The following is a 17,504-nucleotide window of genomic DNA, read 5'->3' as shown; positions in this document are numbered from 1 at the left end:
ATGTTGGATCTCCCCATTCGTCATAGGGAGGTTCATCCAAGTCCGGATAGCCGCATACCGGGCATTGCGATTTTGTCTGTTCATTGAGCATTGAAATAATCCAAGTTGCTGCCTTTTCCGTGAACCGCTGGATCCGGTTTGTAGTACGTTCGAATGATCCCGCCGCTAGAGACAACGCCAAATTCATCGGTCGTCGGATTGTAACGAACGATATCACCATTACTCCGGGTTTTCTCAAGTATTCCAGGAGTTATCGGGCCTCCCAAAAACGCTTTCGCTTGGGCCTGGTATTCTGCGGCGCTTTTGGCACCAAAATCATTTCCATGTCGATTATAGTGATCTTGAAGCTTGGCTACGCTGCCAAACGCTCCGACACCTACCGCAGCCCCTCCCAACATTGCCATAGCGATTACGCTGTTGATGTCGAGACCGGTCGCCTCCAGTCGATCGACCTTTACGCTCCAGGAAATTGAGGTGTCCTGCCAGATCTTCCAGCGTTTACCGGTTAGCTGTTCGCCCACAAGGGCAGCGGCATTTTGCCCTTGAGCATAAGCCTCGGCATTCGGACCATCCGGGTCACCACCATCGAGTTTCTTGATTGCGTCGAGAAGCCAGTCAGTTTTCGTCCAAGTTTCCATGTCGAGCGGGTGGTCGACGACGAAGGCGAAACCTGCGTTTCTTAAGATATCCGAGCGCTTTTCAGCATCGATCGTATTCAGGTAAGCATAGATGGCATCCTGGCAGTCCTGATAAGATTTGATACCGAGATGAATGAGCTGGCCGTCCCGCTGACGGATGGTGCAGTCCGTGGAGAAACCGTCAGCATATGCCGGTGTCACGATCATATCGAACAGGTTGAATCCTTGCTGCTGGGTACAGCCTCCCAAGGATCCACCTTTCGCAAGAGCGTCCAGACCGGACTTGATATTCGCGACCTCTTCCGGGGTCAGTTCTTTGCCGAGAAGATACCTGTCGATGAAGCCACCCGGCTCGATCGCCTCCTTGATACCATTTCCGACAGCCCGCAGGCTGTTGCTAGAGAGATAGAAATCGAGATCGACATGCTTGTCTTTCGTGATCTCCCAAGCTTTGTCGGGATCACGGTTGAGTTCATCAAGCGGACGCGTGGATGTACCATCCTGTTCGAGTGCGGCCTGCTGGCCCTGATCGCGAATGACGATTTCACCTGCGCCGATGGTGGCCCGAACGGTCTGGCGAGTATCGTCGAGCTGGTAGGAGCCCTCCAGTGTGTGGTTGGTGGTGGAATTGCCGTTCTCATCTTTGCCATTGGAAAGGTCGATGCCGAGATCGATACTGAAACCCTCGTATCCTTTCCGCCCATCGAAGTTGTCGTAAGTCAACGTGCCGGTATCAAGTTTGAGGTCTCCCGATTCGGAGACAATTTTTCCGGCGCCCAGATGGGTATTGCCGCCGACCGTGACGTCCATCGTTCCATTGGAGAGGAGGCCCGACTGCTCCGTGATCCAGTTCGTTTCGCCAGAACCGCGGCCACCGCCGATCTGCACGCCGGAAAGAAGCTGCCCGCCGCCAAGGCTAAAACCACCGGAAGCGGATTGGTTGGAACTTGTCCCCGTGTCGGGAACCGAGAGAATTGTGAGATCGCCACCGACTTCTGCAGTCACTGTGTCACCGGAGACAACCGCACCTGCGAGACGCGTATCGTTTCCGGATTTCAGGGTGACATCACCGGAACCGTTGACGTGGCTATTGACCTGGGTGGTGCCATCAGTGTTGGATTTACCGACCGATGCATTAGCGCTGCCCGTGAGGCCGGAACTGATACCTTTGATACCAAGGCCGGCGGAAACGCCCAAGCTTGCACCTGCGGACTTGCTGCTCATCGACGAACTATCGGTCGCCTGTGCACTTTCGAGAATGATATCCTTGCCGGCCCTCAGCGTAATATCACCCGCTTTGTCATCATCGGAGATAACGACATCGCCATCAGCATCGTAACCCGCAGCGATTTGTGCTCCATGACTCGTGAGATCCCCGGAGATTGCCTCGATCGTTACAGACCGCCCTCCGCGTATGTCTGTCAGGACCGGAGCAGAGGTTTGCGCCGCCTCCTTTTCCTTCTGATAAGTGAATCCTACTGTGAGCGACGCCGACGCGACGTTGCCACCCTTTGCAATCTTGTCGAGCGCATCATAGGCCTTGAGTGAGGCAAAGGCGGCGTTTGCTGCGGAATACCCATCAGAGATATTTGCAAGATTCTGCGCCGCGCCGCTCACGCTGTCAGCCGCGCTTATCAAGGAGGTTGAGACCGACAGGCTGATACCCGCGAAGAACTCTTCATGCAGGTGTTCGTAGTTGGTCTGGTCTTGCGCCGAGAACAGATTGACGTCGCGTTCAGCAGTGATCGCAACATCACGATCGGCCGAGATATCGGCGGCCTGCAGATTGGCGTCGCGTCCGGCCTTGATCGTCAGGTCGTTGCCGGCGGAAAGGGTGGCCATCGCGTTGGTCTGCGAACCTTGTTTCGTAGTGTCGGCGACCGACGACATGCCGATGCCAACCGAGAAGCCCCCACTGCTCGAGCCGAATGAAATGCCGAAGCCGGAGCGTTTCTCTTTTTCCTCGGAAGAAGCGCTCTTGGCGCCCGGCGTGATATTGACATCGCGGGCCGCATCGAGGGTGATGTTGTTGGTCGCAGAGATCTGCGAGCCGAGGATGTGGACGTCGGTCTCGCGCGACTTGAGTGCCACATCCGTTCCGGCAGACAGCACCGATGCCACGTTGAGCTCGGAGGCCTGCTTACCGCTGTTCTGCTGACTGCCGTAGATCGAAATAAACCCACCGCCGCCGCCGACGCCGAAGCCGGATTTCTTGCGCTGCTCCTCAAGCTCGTGCGTCTCCTGCGCTCCGATGATGGAGACACTGTCGCCCTCGACGGAAATCGAGCCGTCCGCATCTGCCGTGGAGCCAGCGATCACCGCCGCGCCGCCGGCATCCAGTTTGATATCGCCGGATGCGCCAAGCTCGGAGGCGACCGTCGTCTCATCGTAGCTCTTGTGGCTGGACGAGCCCTTGGACAGGAAGCCGCTGCGCGAGCCCTTGTCGTCCTTGGCACTGGTGTCCTTGCCGGAGGCGATGATCAGGTCACCCTTGGTGGTGATGTTCAGATCGGCATCATGGTCCTCGTCGCCGGCCTCGATCTTCGAGGCCGAGATGACCGTGTCCTTGCCGGAGGTGATGTCGACACCGCCGCCGCCTGATATGGCGGAGCCGACGGCCGTCGTCGTTTCCAGATGGGTGGTCGTCTTCTCGCTTCCGCCGAGGAACCCGCCCTTGATGCTGAGCCTGGTGTCGAGGGTCGCGGTGTCGGTGGCTTCGGCGATCGTCACGTCGCCGTCGGCCTTGAGAGCGAGCTTGCCGTCGGCGGCAAGCTGGCTGCCGACGATGTTGAGGTCGTGATCGCCGCTGCCGTTGCCTGCGGTCACCGAGAGGTCGCCGCCGGCCGATATCTCCGAGCCGACATGAGTGATCGACGAGGCGGATTTCTTGCCGAAGGTCGATGCGGAATGCTCCTGGGCGGCCGTGATGTTGATGTCGTCGCCGGCGGTCAGCGCGACATTGCCGTCAGCCTTGACGGAGGAGCCGGAGAGCAGGATGTCGTCGCCTGATTTGATCGTCGCATTTGTACCGGCGGAAAGCTGCGATTGCTGCTGGTCGGTGGAAAGGGTTCTGGTGTAGCCGGATTGGTTGTCGCGGGCGACATCGGTCGACACGACGGCCACCGAGCCGTTGTCAGCGGTCACATCGAGCGTCGTGCCCGCCTTGGCGGAGCTGCCGATGATATTGACATTGTCGGTGGCCTTGATCGTCAAGGCTCCGCCGCTGGTGACCTGGCTGCCAGTGGCATTCTCAGCGTGACCGCCTGCGGTCATCGCGGGCTGGCCGTCGTTTTCGACCTTGGCGGCATCCAGCGTTACATTTTTGCCGGAGAGCGTGGCGTCGCCTGTGGCATTGACCTTGACGCCCTTCAGTGCGAGGTCGCCGCTGCCGCCGGCAAGCTGCAGAGCGCCGCCTGCCGTCACGCCGGCATTGGTGTTGACGACGTTCTGGCCGCCGATCGTCATGGTCTGGGCGGCGAGCGTGATGCCGTTGGTGGCGTTGAGCGCCGTGTCGCCGCGCGACAGGAACGTGCCGCTGCCCTCAATGGCGCTGCCGGAGACGGCAAGGCTGCCGGCCGACGCGATCAGGCCGGAATTGTCGAGATTGTCGGCATTCATGTCGACCGAGCCGCCTGCGATGGCGGCGCCGGCGCTGGAAAGCTTCTGCCGGTCGGCGGCGGCGACGTAGACGACGGGTGCAAGCACCTGGACGCCGTTGACGGTCTGGAACTGATAGAGGACGATCGACTTGGTGAGGGCCGCCGCCTGCTCAGGCGTGAGGCCTTGGCCGACGGCCAGGTGGTGATCCTTGGCATAGGTCACGCCGTTGTCGAGCAGCGTCTTCATCTGCTCGATGGCGCTGTCGCCGGCGATAAAGGTGCTTCTGCCAAGCCCTTCGCCGACGAGCTGCCGCAACTGCGTGTCGATCAGCTGGTTCTCGAAATAGGCATCGCCGAGGAAGGGAACCGTCGTCTCCGGCTGATAGCCGATGCGGTCCATGAAATAGCCGGAGCCATAGAACTTGCCGACATCGAGATAGGCTGTGCGGGTTTCGAACAGGAAGACCTGTCCCGCTATGTTGCCGCCGAAGCCGCCGGAGTTCGGGTTGGCGGGAGGCGCAAGGGCGGCACCGCCGAGCCCCGAATTGACGTTGAACAGCGCGCCGCCGGCGGTCAGGCCTGTGAGAGCCGAGAGCGGGTCGCCGGGATTGCCTGTTGCCGCCACACTGGCGCCGCCGGCCATCGATCCGGCCGCCGACGTGTTGCTGACGCTGCCGAAATCGACGGAGAGCGCGCCGCCGGCCTTGATGTTGGCCGATACGCCGCCGATCGCCTCGACCGAGCTGACGATCGTCGTGCCGTTGGCGATGTTCTTCGAGGGATTGGCGGTGCCGTTGGCATTATAGGCGGTGCAGGCGCCCTGGGCATGGCAGGTCGTCGTCGTCGTGCGGAAAAGGCTGACGCCGGTATTGTCAAGCGTCGAGCCCTTCAGCGTCGCGTCGCCGGCGGCCTCGATCGAGCTGTAGGCATTGCTGAGACTGGTGGCGTCGATGCTGAGGTCGCCGCCCGCCCGGATCGTCGCTTCCGGGCTGAGCGTGCCGACCAGGCGGTCCTCGTAGACCGACTGGCTGAGATGGGACGACCAATCCCAGGTGTAGGTGGTGCTCTCGTCCGAGCCGCTGAAATTGACCTCGTCGACGATGAAATAGCGCGACGGATTGTTGGGATCGACGACGGGATTGCCGTTCGCGTCCCTCGGCACCCGGGCCCTGATCCAGTCGATGATCGGGCCGACCTTTTCCGGGCCGTCGGCCGATATCCAGGTCCACGCGCGGTAGGTGGTGCCGTCGGCAAGCGTCGCCTTCGACCAGAGCAGCGGCTGATAATCCTGCCACAGCGCCGGATCGACCCCGGCATAGAGCTGGTACATGTTCTGATCGGCGGTCTCGAGGTAGCCGAAAGGCAGGCCGGCGGCGACGGGGTTGAGCGTGAAGCCGGTGACGACGCCTGATGAAACCAGGACGCCGGTCGTCCATTGCGGCGCAGCCGTCCGCTCGTTGGTCAGGTTGCCGGTCAGGATCGACATGTCGTTTCCGGCCTGGATGAGGCCGGAGATATTGGTGACAGTACTGTTTCTCAGTCCCGATGCCGTCCCGGCGATCTCGAGGTCGTGGCCGGCGAGGATGGCGCCCTGATCATTGGTGAGCACGCCGCCGATGAACAGGCGGGCATCGTTGCCGGCATAGGCAAGGCCGGTGGCGCTGTTGGTGACGTTGCCGGAAATGTTGAACGTCAGATCGTGGCCGGCGGCCAATTGCCCGGCATTGGCCAGCGACGGCAGCGTCAGGGTCAGGTCATGGGCGGCGAGCAGCGACGTGCCGGCCGAGGTGGAGAGGCCGCCGGCGTTGATGGCGATGTCGCCCGAACCGCCGGCATTGGTGACGGCGTTGATCCTGGTGCCGCTGAGATCGGCAGCATCTGATAGATTGAGAGTGAGTCCCCCGAGCGTGATGCTGTTGTTGCTGAGATTGGCGCTATCGGCATTGAGCGTCAGCGTGCCGCCGGCGGCGATGTTGCCTGCGCCGCCATTGGAGAGGTCGACATTGGCGGTGGTCAGCGTAAGATCGCCGGCGGTGCTGGTGGGATTGCCGTAGCTGATCTGGCCGGCAGCGGAGAGAACGGCGCTGCCGAGGCTCTGCAGCTTGCTATAGGCGAGATTCTGGCTGGCATCGGCCGAAAGATCGCCGCTGCTCATCAGCGCGTTGGAGACGGTGATCGAACCATTTGCGGCGGCAAGGCTTATGTCGCCCGCCGGCTGCAGCACCAGTGCGGCATTGGCGGATTGGGCGGTGGCGGCGAGATCGACGCCGGAGGCGATCGTCGCGGCTGCGATCGAGCGGCCCGAAGCGGTGACGTCGCCCTCGGCCAGCACATCGCCCGATATGGCGATTTCGGCGCCGGCCGACAGCGTGAGATTGTTGCCGCTGACAAGCGAGGCCGCGGCGATCGCGCCCGATGTCGCGGTCATCGTCAGCGCCTCGGCGCTCTTGACCGCATCGGCGATCTGGATGTCGCCCTCCGCGGCGGACAGGCTGAGCGCCTTGCCGGCCATGACGCTGCCGGCGGCAATACCGGCGGCCGATGTCATCTCAACCTTGGCGGCGCTATTCACTTCGCCGCCGACACTCAACAATCCGCTGCCGCTGGACAGCAGGATATCGTCATCGGCGGCGACCGTATCGAGGGTGATGCCCTGGTCCGCCTGAAGGGAGACTTTGGCCTTCGCGGTGACCTTGGAAGCCGTCACCTTCGCCTTCGAGGAGACCGAAACGCCCTGCTTGCCGGAGACGTTGCCGAGCGAGATCTTGCCGTCGGCCGACAGGGACAGCTCGTTGGTGTTGGCCGCAAGATCGCCGCTCATGCGCACGCCGGCGCCGTGCTCGGTGACAACGATCTTGATGCGGTCGGCCTGCATGGCGCCGAGTGCCGTGCCGTCGATCGCATATTCCGGCGTGCCGGAAATCGGAGCAAGCGCCTGGGCTTGGCCGGTCGCGTAGTCGAATTTGTTGCGTCCGGCGGTCACGCGAAGGTCCTTGCCGTAGACCGGGCCGTTGACGTGAACGGTGCGCGAAACGATGTCGAACAGGTCGACCGCGCCCGGGCCGGCGGCGAAATTGCCGCCGTTCGAGCCGAAGGTCACATCGCCGCCATTGACGGTAAAGCCGTTGAGCTTGCCGTCGGCGCCGATGTCGGGCGCTCCCGTCGTCAATGTGGCATGCGGCGTGTTGATGAAGCCGCAACCGTCGCAGGTGATGCCGTTCGGATTGGCGATGACGACATCGGCGCGCCCGCCGAACACCTCGATTGCGCCGTCCAATGCTGAGCGGTTGCCGCTGGTGACTTCGTTGAGGATGACCGATGCCGGCCCCGATGTGTTGAGATTGGCATTGCCAGGCGTGACGCCGCCGAGACTGGAATTGCCGATCTCGCCCTTGAAGTTGTTGAGGATCAGCCCAGGCGTGCCGACGTTGAAATTGTCGTATTTGTTGTGCGACAGACCCTTGCTGTTCGGCGTGACGATGTCGATGAGCGGCACGCCGTTCGGCGCCGCACCGACGCCCGGCTGGTTGGCCGCCGGCGCCGTGCTGCTGGCCGATACCGACTGGGCATTGGCAAGCATCGGTTGGAAGACCAGCAGCGCGCTGAGCACCATGGCAAGCGAGCGATGGGCGAAATTGACGAGCCTGTAAGCAAGGCCCTTGCCGTTCGAACCAAGATCGGATTTTTCACGCATCGTTTCGTCTTTCCATACGCCCAACTGGTTTTGTGTCTCGACGTCGATCATGGCTCGGCGCCGCCTTTGCCGCGGCAGCGCCTCGCCCTGTTGCGGTCCTATTTCTGGGTAAGCCAGGTCTTCACGTTGCGGGTGAAGGATTTGGACAGGCGCTGCGCCATGATGTCAGGCGCACCTGATGTCGTCGCCGCATTGACGGCGACGGCGATGATCACGCCGTAACCGCTTCCGCGCATGGAGAGGTCTTCACCATGGATATTTTGCGCTTCGGCGATCAATTGTCCGGTCTTGGCATCCTCCAGCCGGACGGTCCCATCGATCATGCTGTCGTGACCGCCGATGATCCGGGCCTGCTTGGTGGTGACGTCAAACACATGCAGCGTGACGACCAGCCTGCCCCGGTTGGGGCCGCCCGGCACGCCGATCAGTTCCTTCGTCATCGCAGCCTGAAGGGTGTGAACCGCCTCCTGGACCTGCTGGTCCGGCTTGTCGCCGAAGCCGAATGTCTTGACGTCAGGAGCCAGCTCGATCCGGATCTCGCGCACGGACGTCCGCTGAAGGGCGGCGATCAGACGGGGGTCTGTCCTCGTGGTGACGCAGGATGCCAACGTCGTCGCCAGCAGCAGAAGGGTTGGAAAACGCACGATGCGCATAAGCAACTCCGTCGACCTTGAAAGGGTTTTGACGGGCTTGTTCGTCGAGATGCTGCGGATGGTCATTTTCCTGCTTTCGTTACCAATGCGTGGATGCGTTGAAATAAAAGAGCCCGCCGTCGACACCGTCGAGGCTGCTTGCAACAATGTCGGAATATCCGAGGTCGGCGCTGATATTGCCGCCGACCATCCTGATGCCGGCCGTCCAGCTGGCGAGATCACCGCCCGATATATCGAGGCGCTGCTGCGCATAGATGTGGCCGTAATCGAAGCCGAGATAGGGGCGCAGCTCGCCGAATGCTTTCGCAGCCGCGCCGCCGCCCTGGTTGGACCCCGTTCGCCAGACGATCTCGTTGTGGCTGAACACGCCGTTATTGCCGAAGAGCACGCTTTCGCGGGTGCCGCGGACATTGCTGTAGCCGCCGAGCGACATCTGTTCGGCACCGAGGAGATTGTCGCGGGAATATTGGCCGCTGACGAGCGAGGTCAGTTCGAACTGCCGGCCGAGGGCCTGGAACGGCTGCGTGACGCTGATGGTGGCATTGAATTTCGAAAATCGCGGATCGGCATTGCCGGCGCCGGGGTCCCCCGGCTGCACCGCATCGAAGAGGCCGAGCCCCTTGTCGTAGCTGGCGTCGAACATCCAGATGCCGCCGAACATGCGCCGCGAATGGGAAATGCCGATATCGCCGACCGTATAGCGGCGGCTGCCGACCTCGATCAGATTGCCGAGCAGGAAGTTGTTGGTCTGCTTGTAGGTCAGGCCGCCGCGGACGGTGGTGATCGAATCCTGGTCGCGGAAGACGACGCGATCGATGCCGACACCCGCCTGCCCCGAATTGCCGGAGGTTTCGAGCGTGCTGAAGTTTCCTTCGACCGCACTTTCATACTGATACCAGGAGCCGTTCAGCGACACCGTGGAATAACCGTACGGGACGCTGACGCTGCCGGAATAGCTGTTGCCATAGCCGTTTCCGTCATTCTCCCAGGGATAGTCCGGACCGCTATGCTCGTATGAGAAGTTCCACTGGTCGTTGATGCCGAGCAGATCGTCATAGCCGAGCGAGGCCGAGCTGCGGGAAAAACCGGTGCTCTCCTGCCCCATATTGTTGTTGCCGAAGGAGACGTGCCAGGGCCGTCCCGGGTGGTTTTCGATATTGAGGATCGACGTTCCGTCCTTCGGGCCGGGCAGCATGGCCGACTTGGCGTCGTTGGCCTGCAGCCGGTTCATCTGGTCGAGTCCCTGCTCGATATCGCGGATATTGACGACGCGGCCAATCAGACCGGGAAAGGCTGTCGCCAGCGAAGCGTTGCCGGCGACTTTCTGGCCGTTGAGATAGATGTCCGACAGCGTGCCTTCGACAACGAGCAGGCGCAGGATCCTGGTCTTGCGGATATCCTGCTGCGGCACATAGGCGCGCGAGGTGACATAACCGTGGTCGATATAGAGATGGGTGACATCCCTCAGCACGGCATTGATCTCGGCGAGGCCGACGCAGCGATTGCCGTATGGCGCCGTCACCTTGCCGATCTCCTGCGCCGACAGCAGGTTCGCCCCCTCGATCTCGACCCGCGCGATGTCGAAGCAGGCGCCGTTGCCGCCGCCGGCGGGCAAAGCGCCGTTTTCCGTCTGCGCGCCACCGCCCGGTGTGGCCTGCCGAAGGGCATCCAGCCGCTGCCTCTGCGACTGCTCCTCCTGGCGGCGGTTGAAGTCGTCGGCAGGCGTTTGCGCGTAGGAAGGGGCGATAGCCCCTACGAGGGCAGCCCCGGCAACCAGAAGATATCGAATTTCTATGGTCATCTGTGAAATTCGGCTACTTCGCGGCGATGGACTGAAGTCGGTCGAGGGCCGGTTTCAGCCCTTTCAGCGAGAACCGGATATTGACGTCCTGGCCGTTCATCAGCCGCACCAGCGCTTCGGCACCTGCGCCCTTCTTCAGCGCCGCAGCCGTCCTGTTATCCAGCGCCAACTGCGCCCAGCATCCGGTGTGGTTGCAGTTGCGGTAGTCGAACTTGGCGACGAGCTTGCCGTCCGCCTTGATCGACAGGCCCGAGGGCAGGAAGACGTTGAGCGGCAGGAGGGCGGTCAGCACCAGCCGCGGCTTGCCCTTGTCGGCCGGTCCGGCCGGCGGCGCCGATATCGCCAGCGTCAGGACATTGACCGGCTTGCCGTCCTTGGCGACTTGCGCGACCTGTGCGACTTCGCACGCCTCGGCACCGTCAGAGCCGGTGCAGCGATAATACCAGTCGTCGAATTTCTGCGATTTCATCGCCGGCGGCGCCGGCTTGGCCTGCACCTGTTCCGGTTCCTGAGCCGCAGGCGCCGGAGATTGCGCAAAAGACGGATTGGCACAAGCAATGAACATCGGAACCGGGGCGATCATCCGGATGCCCCGCTTCATGCCGCTTTTCAAAAGTTTTTTCATTTAAAATGCAACTTCAGGAAGTTTTTATTCTGTTGAATCGTCATATCTTTGCAGTCCGCACTTCGGTCAACCCTAACGTGTTAGCACGGTAAAGTTTGCGTTAGGTATTTGGTTCGCGTTTCGGGAGATGAGGTCCAGCCTGCCCGAGATTGCTATGCCAACAGAATCGCCAGCAGATTCCGGAATTTGACTAAACCGGCTGGCGAGGGACAAGAGACGCCGCGCAACTTACGCGAGGCTGGTCGTCTGCTCGTTTTCATTGCAAATCATCAGCATAGACGGATAGGATGAATAATCGGAAACCCGGAAAAGTTCGTGGAAAGATGAGCCGAACTCATTTTGAAGAAGAAGCGTTCCGAAAGGCCTGCATCGCTCCTCAACGCCGCCCATAAATACAGAGATGTATTCGCGAGATTCATTACACCGCCGGTTGATACTATTATCTCTGCCGGAATAGAGAGGACAACCGTTTGGCGATACGGCAATCCACCGGCGCCGCCCGGACCGGAATCGACGAAAACCATTCGGGAAAACCTGGCATGGAGGCGAATCGGCAACGAACTCCGCCCCGTCAAAGGCGAGGCCGCCGTAAACGGCTTCACGCGCCGCGCCGTCGCGGGACTGTCATTTTCGAGATGACATCCGCGCCGTTCTCTGCGAAAAAGAGCACGATGAGAGACAGGGGCGTTCGTCGACAGACGGGCTGAGAAGCACCCTTCGAACCTGAACCGGATAATGCCGGCGGAGGGAGTCGCTCGGGGATCGCCGTACACGCTGCCCCGCGCCTGCCCCGCCTGAAAGGGGCGATATGCAAAGCAAGACCACCTCGGGAGCCATGCTGGAGGCGATGCGCGAAAAGCCGCCGCTCGTCCACTGCATCACCAACTACGTCGCCATGAACATCGCCGCCAATGTCCTGCTTGCCTCCGGCGCCTCGCCCGCCATGGTGCATGCGGCTGAGGAAGCCGGCGAATTCGCCGGCATCGCGAGCGCACTGACCGTCAATATCGGCACGCTGTCGACGCAATGGCTCGACGGCATGCGGGCGGCGGCGAAGGCAGCGGCCTCAGCCGGCAAACCCTGGGTGCTCGATCCGGTGGCGCATTATGCGACGGCCTTTCGCCGCCAAGCGGTTGCCGATCTGCTGGCGCTGAAGCCCACGATCATTCGCGGCAATGCTTCCGAGATCATCGCGCTTGCCGGCGGGGAGAGCCGCGGCCAGGGCGTCGACAGTCGCGATCCGGTCGAGCAGGCGGAGGATTCGGCCCGCCGGCTCGCGGAGCGGCAGCAGGCCATCGTCGCCGTCACCGGCGCCGTCGATTTCGTGACCGACGGCGCGAGATCGGTGCGCATCAAGGGCGGATCGGTGCTGATGCCGCAGGTCACCGCGCTCGGCTGCTCGCTCACCTGCCTCGTTGGCGCCTTCGCCGCCACTGCGCCCGGGGATCTGTTCGGGGCGACGGTCGCTGCGCTCGCAACCTTTGCCGTCGCCGGCGAAGATGCCGCACTCGGGGCGGCCGGTCCCGGCTCGTTCGCCTGGCGCTTCCTCGATGCGCTGGCCGTACTCGACGGTGAAGCGCTGGATGCGAGAGCCAGGGTATCGATCGCATGAAGGCTTTCGACCTTTCGCTCTATCTCGTCCTCGATCCGGATCTCTGCGCCCCGATCGGCATGGTCGAGACCGCCCGGCTTGCCGTTGCCGGTGGCGCGACGATGGTGCAACTGCGCGACAAACGGGCCGGCACGCCGGGGATGATCGAGACCGGCCGCGCCTTGAAGCAGGCGCTCGATGGCACCGGCACCCGCCTCATCGTCAATGACGACATCGAAGCGGCGATCGCCATCGGCGCTGATGGCCTGCATATCGGCCAGGACGACATGGATGCGCGCACCGCGCGCGCGATGATCGGTCCCGACATGATCCTCGGCCTCTCGGTCGAAACCGAGGCGCTGGCAGCCGCTGTCGATCCCGATCTCGTCGACTACACCGGCGTCGGCCCGGTCTTTGCGACGCCGACCAAGGCCGACCACAAGCAGCCGATCGGCTTTGACGGCCTGGCACGGCTGGTGCAGGCCTCGCCGGTGCCCTCGGTCGCCATCGGCGGCCTCAAGGGGGAGCATGTAGCAGAAGTGTTTGCCGCCGGCGCCAAGGGGCTTGCCGTCGTCTCCGCAATCTGCGGCACCCCGGACCCCGAAGCCGCCACACGCCGCATCGCCGCAGAAATCCGAAAGGTCCCGGCATGATCCGCAACGTCCTCTCCATCGCCGGCTCCGATCCCTCGGGCGGCGCCGGCATCCAGGCCGATCTGAAGGCCTTTTCCGCCCGCGGCGTCTACGGCATGGCGGTGCTGACGGCGCTGACGGCGCAGAACACCCAAGGGGTGAGCGGCGTGCATCTGGTGCCGCCTCCATTCGTCGCCGATCAGATCGATGCCGTCTTTGCCGATGTGCGCGTCGATGCCGTCAAGATCGGCATGATTGCCAATGCGGCCATCGCCGAAGCCGTCGCCGCCGCACTTTCTACCGCCAAAGGTCGCAGCGTTCCCGTCGTCCTCGATCCGGTCATGATCGCCAAAGGCGGCGCCGCCCTGCTCGCGCCCGAAGCGGTCGACATGCTGACCCTCCGGCTGCTGCCGCTTGCCACGCTACTGACCCCGAACCTGCCGGAGGCCGCAGCACTGCTGCATCAGCCGGTCGCGACGAACCGGACGGAGATGGCGGCGCAGGCCGAACAGTTGCGCGCCCTCGGCCCGGCCTCTGTACTGGTCAAGGGCGGCCATCTCGACAGCGACGAGAGCCCCGACGTGTTGGCCGCCGTCGACGGGCTGCACTGGTTCGAAGCCCGGCGCGTGCCGACCAAGAATACGCACGGCACCGGCTGCACGTTATCGAGCGCGCTGGCGGCCGAGCTTGCCAAGGGCGCCTCGGCGCCAGAGGCCGTCGCCATCGCCAAGGACTATCTTGCCGGCGCGGTCGCGGCGGCCGGACACCTCACTGTCGGCTCAGGCCACGGGCCGGTGCAGCATTTTCATGCACTCTGGAAAGACGGCGCATAAGCGCTGAACTCGACGAACAGCTACATCGAACGGCCCGGTCTCCCCGGGCCGTTTTCGCGTATGCAACCCTGCGTTGATAACGCAACCAAAGCGGCTGAATCACTGGTGCTGATTGAAAAACCCTGTTGACAAAGCCCGACGAGATGGCAAGTCTATGACATACGAGGGGTATATATTCCACAAAACCGGAATAATCGGAGGAGTGTCGGGTGCCGGACCTGGTTGTGAGCCTTTACTCCACGCAGCTCGCCGAGCTGAAACACCGAGCCGATCACGTCGGCGCCTCCATCCGCCCGGCCCTCCCCCCGGAACTGCATCTCGTCGTCAACTGGGTTCGCGAACACTTCAGCGAGAACTGGGCAAGCGAGGTCTCGGTCGCCTTCTCCCGCCAGCCCGTCGCCTGCCTGGTCGCCGTCGCTGGCGGAATGCTCAAAGGCTTTGCCTGCTATGACACGACGGCGCGCGGCTTCTTCGGCCCGACCGGCGTTGATCCGCAAGCGCGCGGCAAGGGGATCGGGCTCGCGCTGTTTTCCGCCTGCCTTCAGACGATGAAGACGCTCGGCCATGCCTATGCCTTTATCGGCGATGCCGGCCCGGTCGAATTTTACGCCAGGACCGCAGGCGCCATCATCATCCCGGCCCCCGACAAGGGCATTTACGAACGCATGCTGAGAAGCATGCCGAAATGACCATCTGATACCGGAGTTATAGAATTGTCCTCGACCCCCCTCGCCCTTTTTGTCGGCCTTCCCAATCCGGTTCTGTCGGACGACGAATTCGCGCTGTTTCGCGAGACGAACCCGCTCGGCCTCTTCGTCGGCAGGCGCAATCAGCGCGAGCCGGAGCAGACGAAGCGGCTGATCGAACGCTTCCGGCAAGCCGTCGGCCGCGACGACGCCCCCGTCTTCACCGATCAGGAGGGCGGCCGCGTCCAGCACCTCGATGCCGGCCCCTGGCCGCTCTTCCGCAGCTTCGGCCAGTTTGCCGAACTGGCGCGCCGTGATTTCGAGCTCGGCAAAAAAGCATTGCGCCTTTCCTCCCAGGCCATGGGCGCGATGATGACGGAACTCGGCCTTTCGAGCGGCTGCTCGCCCGTTCTCGACCTCGTCTTCGAGACGACGAGCGCGGTCATCGGCGCCCGCTCCTTCGGCCCCGATCCCGATGTCATCGCTGCCCTCGGCCGCGAGGTGGTCGACGGCCTGCTGGAGACCGGCAACATGCCCGTGATGAAGCATATTCCCGGGCATGGCCGGGCGGCGCTCGATTCCCACAAGGAGCGGCCGGTCGTCGACGCCAGTCGCGAAACGCTCACCGCCACCGATTTCAAACCCTTCGTCGCGCTGAAGGATACGCCCTGGGCCATGGTCGCCCACGTCGTCTACCCGGCCTTCGACGCGGAGCTACCGGCCTCCGTCTCGCCTGTCATGCACGACCTCATCCGCAACGATCTCGGCTATGACGGCGTGCTGATCTCCGACTGCATCTTCATGGAATCGCTTTCCGGCACCCTGCCGGAGCGAGTCGAACAGGTGCTCGATGCCGGCTTCGACATCGCGCTCCACAGCCATGGCGATCTCAGGGAAAGCGAAGCCGCCGCCAAAGCCGCCCGGCCACTGACGGACGCCGCGCTCAAGCGCATCGCCGCCGGCCAGGCCCGCCTCGGCAATCTCAAGGTCAACTTCCGCGCCGCCCACCGCCAAGTCGAAGACATGTTTGCCAACGCCTCGGTCTCCTGACCGGCGCGCCATCTCTCACCGCATAAGAAAAAGGGGAATAAAACATGAAAAAATATCTTCTAGCAGCCGCTGCCCTGACACTGCTTTCCGGTTCTGCCATGGCGCAGACGATCCTGACGGCCAATATCGAACCGGCGACGACCTGGGTGCGCAACTTCAATCCGTTCAACCAGACCTCGGCGCGCCAGTCGACGCTCGATTTCATCTATGAGCCGCTGGTCATCTTCAATCGTTTCGACAGCAACAAGCCGGTCTATCGCCTGGCCGAAAGCTTCAAGCTTTCCGACGACCTGAAGAGCATCGATTTCAAGCTGCGCCCCGACCTGAAATGGTCGGATGGCAAGCCGCTGACCTCAGCCGACGTCACCTTTACCTATGCCTACCTGAAGAAATTCCCGGCGCTCGATTTCGTCAGCATCTGGAGCTTCGTCACCGATGTCAAAGCCGTCGATGCCCAGACGGTGCGCTTCACGCTCGCCAATCCGAGCTCGCTCGCCGCCGAGCAGATCTCCCAGCTGCCGATCGTTCCCGAACATGTCTGGAAGGATGTCGCCGATCCCGTCACCTTCGCCAACGAAAACCCGGTCGGCAGCGGACCGCTGACCGAGGTCCCGCGTTTCACCGGCCAGACCTACGACCAGTGCCGCAACCCGAACTATTGGGACAATGCGCATCTGAAGGTCGATTGCATTCGCTTCCCGCAGCTTGCCGACAACAATCAGATGCTGACGGCAACGGCCGACGGCACGCTCGACTGGGGCGTCTCCTTCATTCCCGATATCGACAATGTCTATGTCTCCAAGGACCCGGCGCATTTCCACTATTGGTATTCGCCGAGCAGCATGGTCGCCTTCCTGTTCAACCTGGAAACGGCAAACGAGAACAACAGGAAGGCTTTCAACGACCTCAAATTCCGCCGCGCCGTCTCGATGGCGCTCGACCGCAAGACAATGATCGACGTCGCCGGCTACGGCTATCCGACGCTGAACGAAGACCCCGGCCTGATGGGCGAGCTTTACAAGAGCTGGGCGGACCCGTCGGTCAAGGCCGACTTCGGCAAATTCGCCACCTACGACGCCGATGCCGCCAAGGCGCTACTCGACGAGGCCGGCTATAAGGACAAGGACGGCGACGGCTTCCGCGACAATCCCGACGGCAGCAAGATCGCCTTCTCGATCATCGTCCCGAGCGCCTGGACGGACTGGATCGACACCGTCAACATCGCCGTCGAAGGCATGCAGGCGGTCGGCATCGACGCCAAGATCGAAACGCCAGAGGAAGCCGTCTGGACCGGCAACCTCATCAACGGCACCTTCGATGCGGCGATCAACAGCCTGCCGGCATCGGCCTCGCCCTACTATCCCTACAAGCGCGCCTTCAGCGCCTCGGACAAGGGCAAGACCCGCTTCACCGCGCAACGCTGGTTCAATCCTGAGGTCGAAAAGCTCGTCACCGCGTTCACCCAGACCGCCGACCTCGCCAAACAGAAGGACGCGATGAACAAGGCGCAACGTATCGTCGCCGAAAACATGCCCGTCATTCCGGTGTTCAACAATCCGAACTGGTATCAGTACAACACCAAGCGCTTCACCGGCTGGTCGACCAAGGAAAATCCCTTCGTCAATCCGTCGATCTCGCGCACCAATCCGGCACGCCTCTTGAACCTGCTCGCCCTAGAGCCAGTCAAGTGAGGCATTGATCT

General features: G+C 62.4%; 10 protein-coding genes and 1 riboswitch. Of the genes, 6 read left to right on the top strand and 4 right to left on the bottom strand.

The window, feature by feature from the left end:
* Positions 1–80 precede the first annotated feature (80 nt).
* The 4 genes from J2J99_RS28210 to J2J99_RS28195 all read right to left on the bottom strand — a co-directional run bounded on the left by J2J99_RS28210 (position 81) and on the right by J2J99_RS28195 (position 11,010).
* Positions 81–7,931: a hemagglutinin repeat-containing protein gene (locus tag J2J99_RS28210; protein ID WP_246735415.1), complete on the bottom strand. Its 7,851-nt coding sequence runs from the start codon at positions 7,929–7,931 to the stop codon at positions 81–83.
* A gap of 98 nt (positions 7,932–8,029) precedes the next feature.
* Positions 8,030–8,584 (bottom strand): hypothetical protein, encoded by a 555-nt coding sequence (locus J2J99_RS28205; RefSeq protein ID WP_168300561.1) that lies wholly within the window; start codon positions 8,582–8,584, stop codon positions 8,030–8,032.
* A gap of 79 nt (positions 8,585–8,663) precedes the next feature.
* Positions 8,664–10,385, bottom strand: coding sequence for a ShlB/FhaC/HecB family hemolysin secretion/activation protein (locus tag J2J99_RS28200; protein WP_168300560.1), 1,722 nt, complete (start codon positions 10,383–10,385; stop codon positions 8,664–8,666).
* A gap of 13 nt (positions 10,386–10,398) precedes the next feature.
* Entirely contained in the window at positions 10,399–11,010 is a 612-nt protein-coding gene (locus tag J2J99_RS28195; RefSeq protein ID WP_168300559.1) for an invasion associated locus B family protein, read from the bottom strand.
* 670 nt (positions 11,011–11,680) lie between these two features.
* Positions 11,681–11,777: riboswitch (TPP riboswitch) on the top strand.
* A 41-nt stretch (positions 11,778–11,818) separates the two neighbouring features.
* Here J2J99_RS28195 and thiM point away from each other — a divergent pair.
* From thiM to J2J99_RS28165, 6 genes are all read left to right on the top strand, one after another.
* Entirely contained in the window at positions 11,819–12,622 is an 804-nt protein-coding gene (thiM, locus tag J2J99_RS28190) for a hydroxyethylthiazole kinase (RefSeq protein ID WP_168300558.1), read from the top strand.
* Complete coding sequence (thiE, locus tag J2J99_RS28185; protein ID WP_168300557.1) at positions 12,619–13,254, top strand: thiamine phosphate synthase; 636 nt, start codon at positions 12,619–12,621, stop codon at positions 13,252–13,254. The genes thiM and thiE overlap by 4 nt, the downstream gene beginning before the upstream one ends.
* Entirely contained in the window at positions 13,251–14,066 is an 816-nt protein-coding gene (gene thiD, locus J2J99_RS28180; protein WP_168300556.1) for a bifunctional hydroxymethylpyrimidine kinase/phosphomethylpyrimidine kinase, read from the top strand. The genes thiE and thiD overlap by 4 nt, the downstream gene beginning before the upstream one ends.
* A gap of 209 nt (positions 14,067–14,275) precedes the next feature.
* Complete coding sequence (locus tag J2J99_RS28175; RefSeq protein WP_168300555.1) at positions 14,276–14,755, top strand: GNAT family N-acetyltransferase; 480 nt, start codon at positions 14,276–14,278, stop codon at positions 14,753–14,755.
* A gap of 24 nt (positions 14,756–14,779) precedes the next feature.
* Positions 14,780–15,802, top strand: coding sequence for a glycoside hydrolase family 3 protein (locus tag J2J99_RS28170; protein ID WP_168300554.1), 1,023 nt, complete (start codon positions 14,780–14,782; stop codon positions 15,800–15,802).
* Positions 15,803–15,846: 44 nt separating this feature from the next.
* Positions 15,847–17,493, top strand: a complete 1,647-nt coding sequence (locus tag J2J99_RS28165) for an ABC transporter substrate-binding protein (RefSeq protein WP_168300553.1) — start codon at positions 15,847–15,849, stop codon at positions 17,491–17,493.
* Positions 17,494–17,504: the final 11 nt, after the last annotated feature.

Origin of the sequence: Rhizobium binae (assembly GCF_017357225.1) — a bacterium.
Classification (GTDB): domain Bacteria; phylum Pseudomonadota; class Alphaproteobacteria; order Rhizobiales; family Rhizobiaceae; genus Rhizobium; species Rhizobium binae.
Note: the sequence above shows the minus strand (reverse complement) of the source record. Positions and strands in the feature narration are given on the sequence as shown.

Excerpts from the sequence above, each read along its gene's own strand:
- J2J99_RS28165 (WP_168300553.1), top strand. The coding sequence starts at position 15,847 with ATGAAAAAATATCTTCTAGCAGCCGCTGCCCTGACACTGCTTTCCGGT.
- J2J99_RS28205 (WP_168300561.1), bottom strand. The coding sequence starts at position 8,584 with ATGCGCATCGTGCGTTTTCCAACCCTTCTGCTGCTGGCGACGACGTTG.
- J2J99_RS28200 (WP_168300560.1), bottom strand. The coding sequence starts at position 10,385 with ATGACCATAGAAATTCGATATCTTCTGGTTGCCGGGGCTGCCCTCGTA.
- J2J99_RS28210 (WP_246735415.1), bottom strand. The coding sequence starts at position 7,931 with ATGCGTGAAAAATCCGATCTTGGTTCGAACGGCAAGGGCCTTGCTTAC.
- thiD (WP_168300556.1), top strand. The coding sequence starts at position 13,251 with ATGATCCGCAACGTCCTCTCCATCGCCGGCTCCGATCCCTCGGGCGGC.
- J2J99_RS28195 (WP_168300559.1), bottom strand. The coding sequence starts at position 11,010 with ATGAAAAAACTTTTGAAAAGCGGCATGAAGCGGGGCATCCGGATGATC.
- thiM (WP_168300558.1), top strand. The coding sequence starts at position 11,819 with ATGCAAAGCAAGACCACCTCGGGAGCCATGCTGGAGGCGATGCGCGAA.
- thiE (WP_168300557.1), top strand. The coding sequence starts at position 12,619 with ATGAAGGCTTTCGACCTTTCGCTCTATCTCGTCCTCGATCCGGATCTC.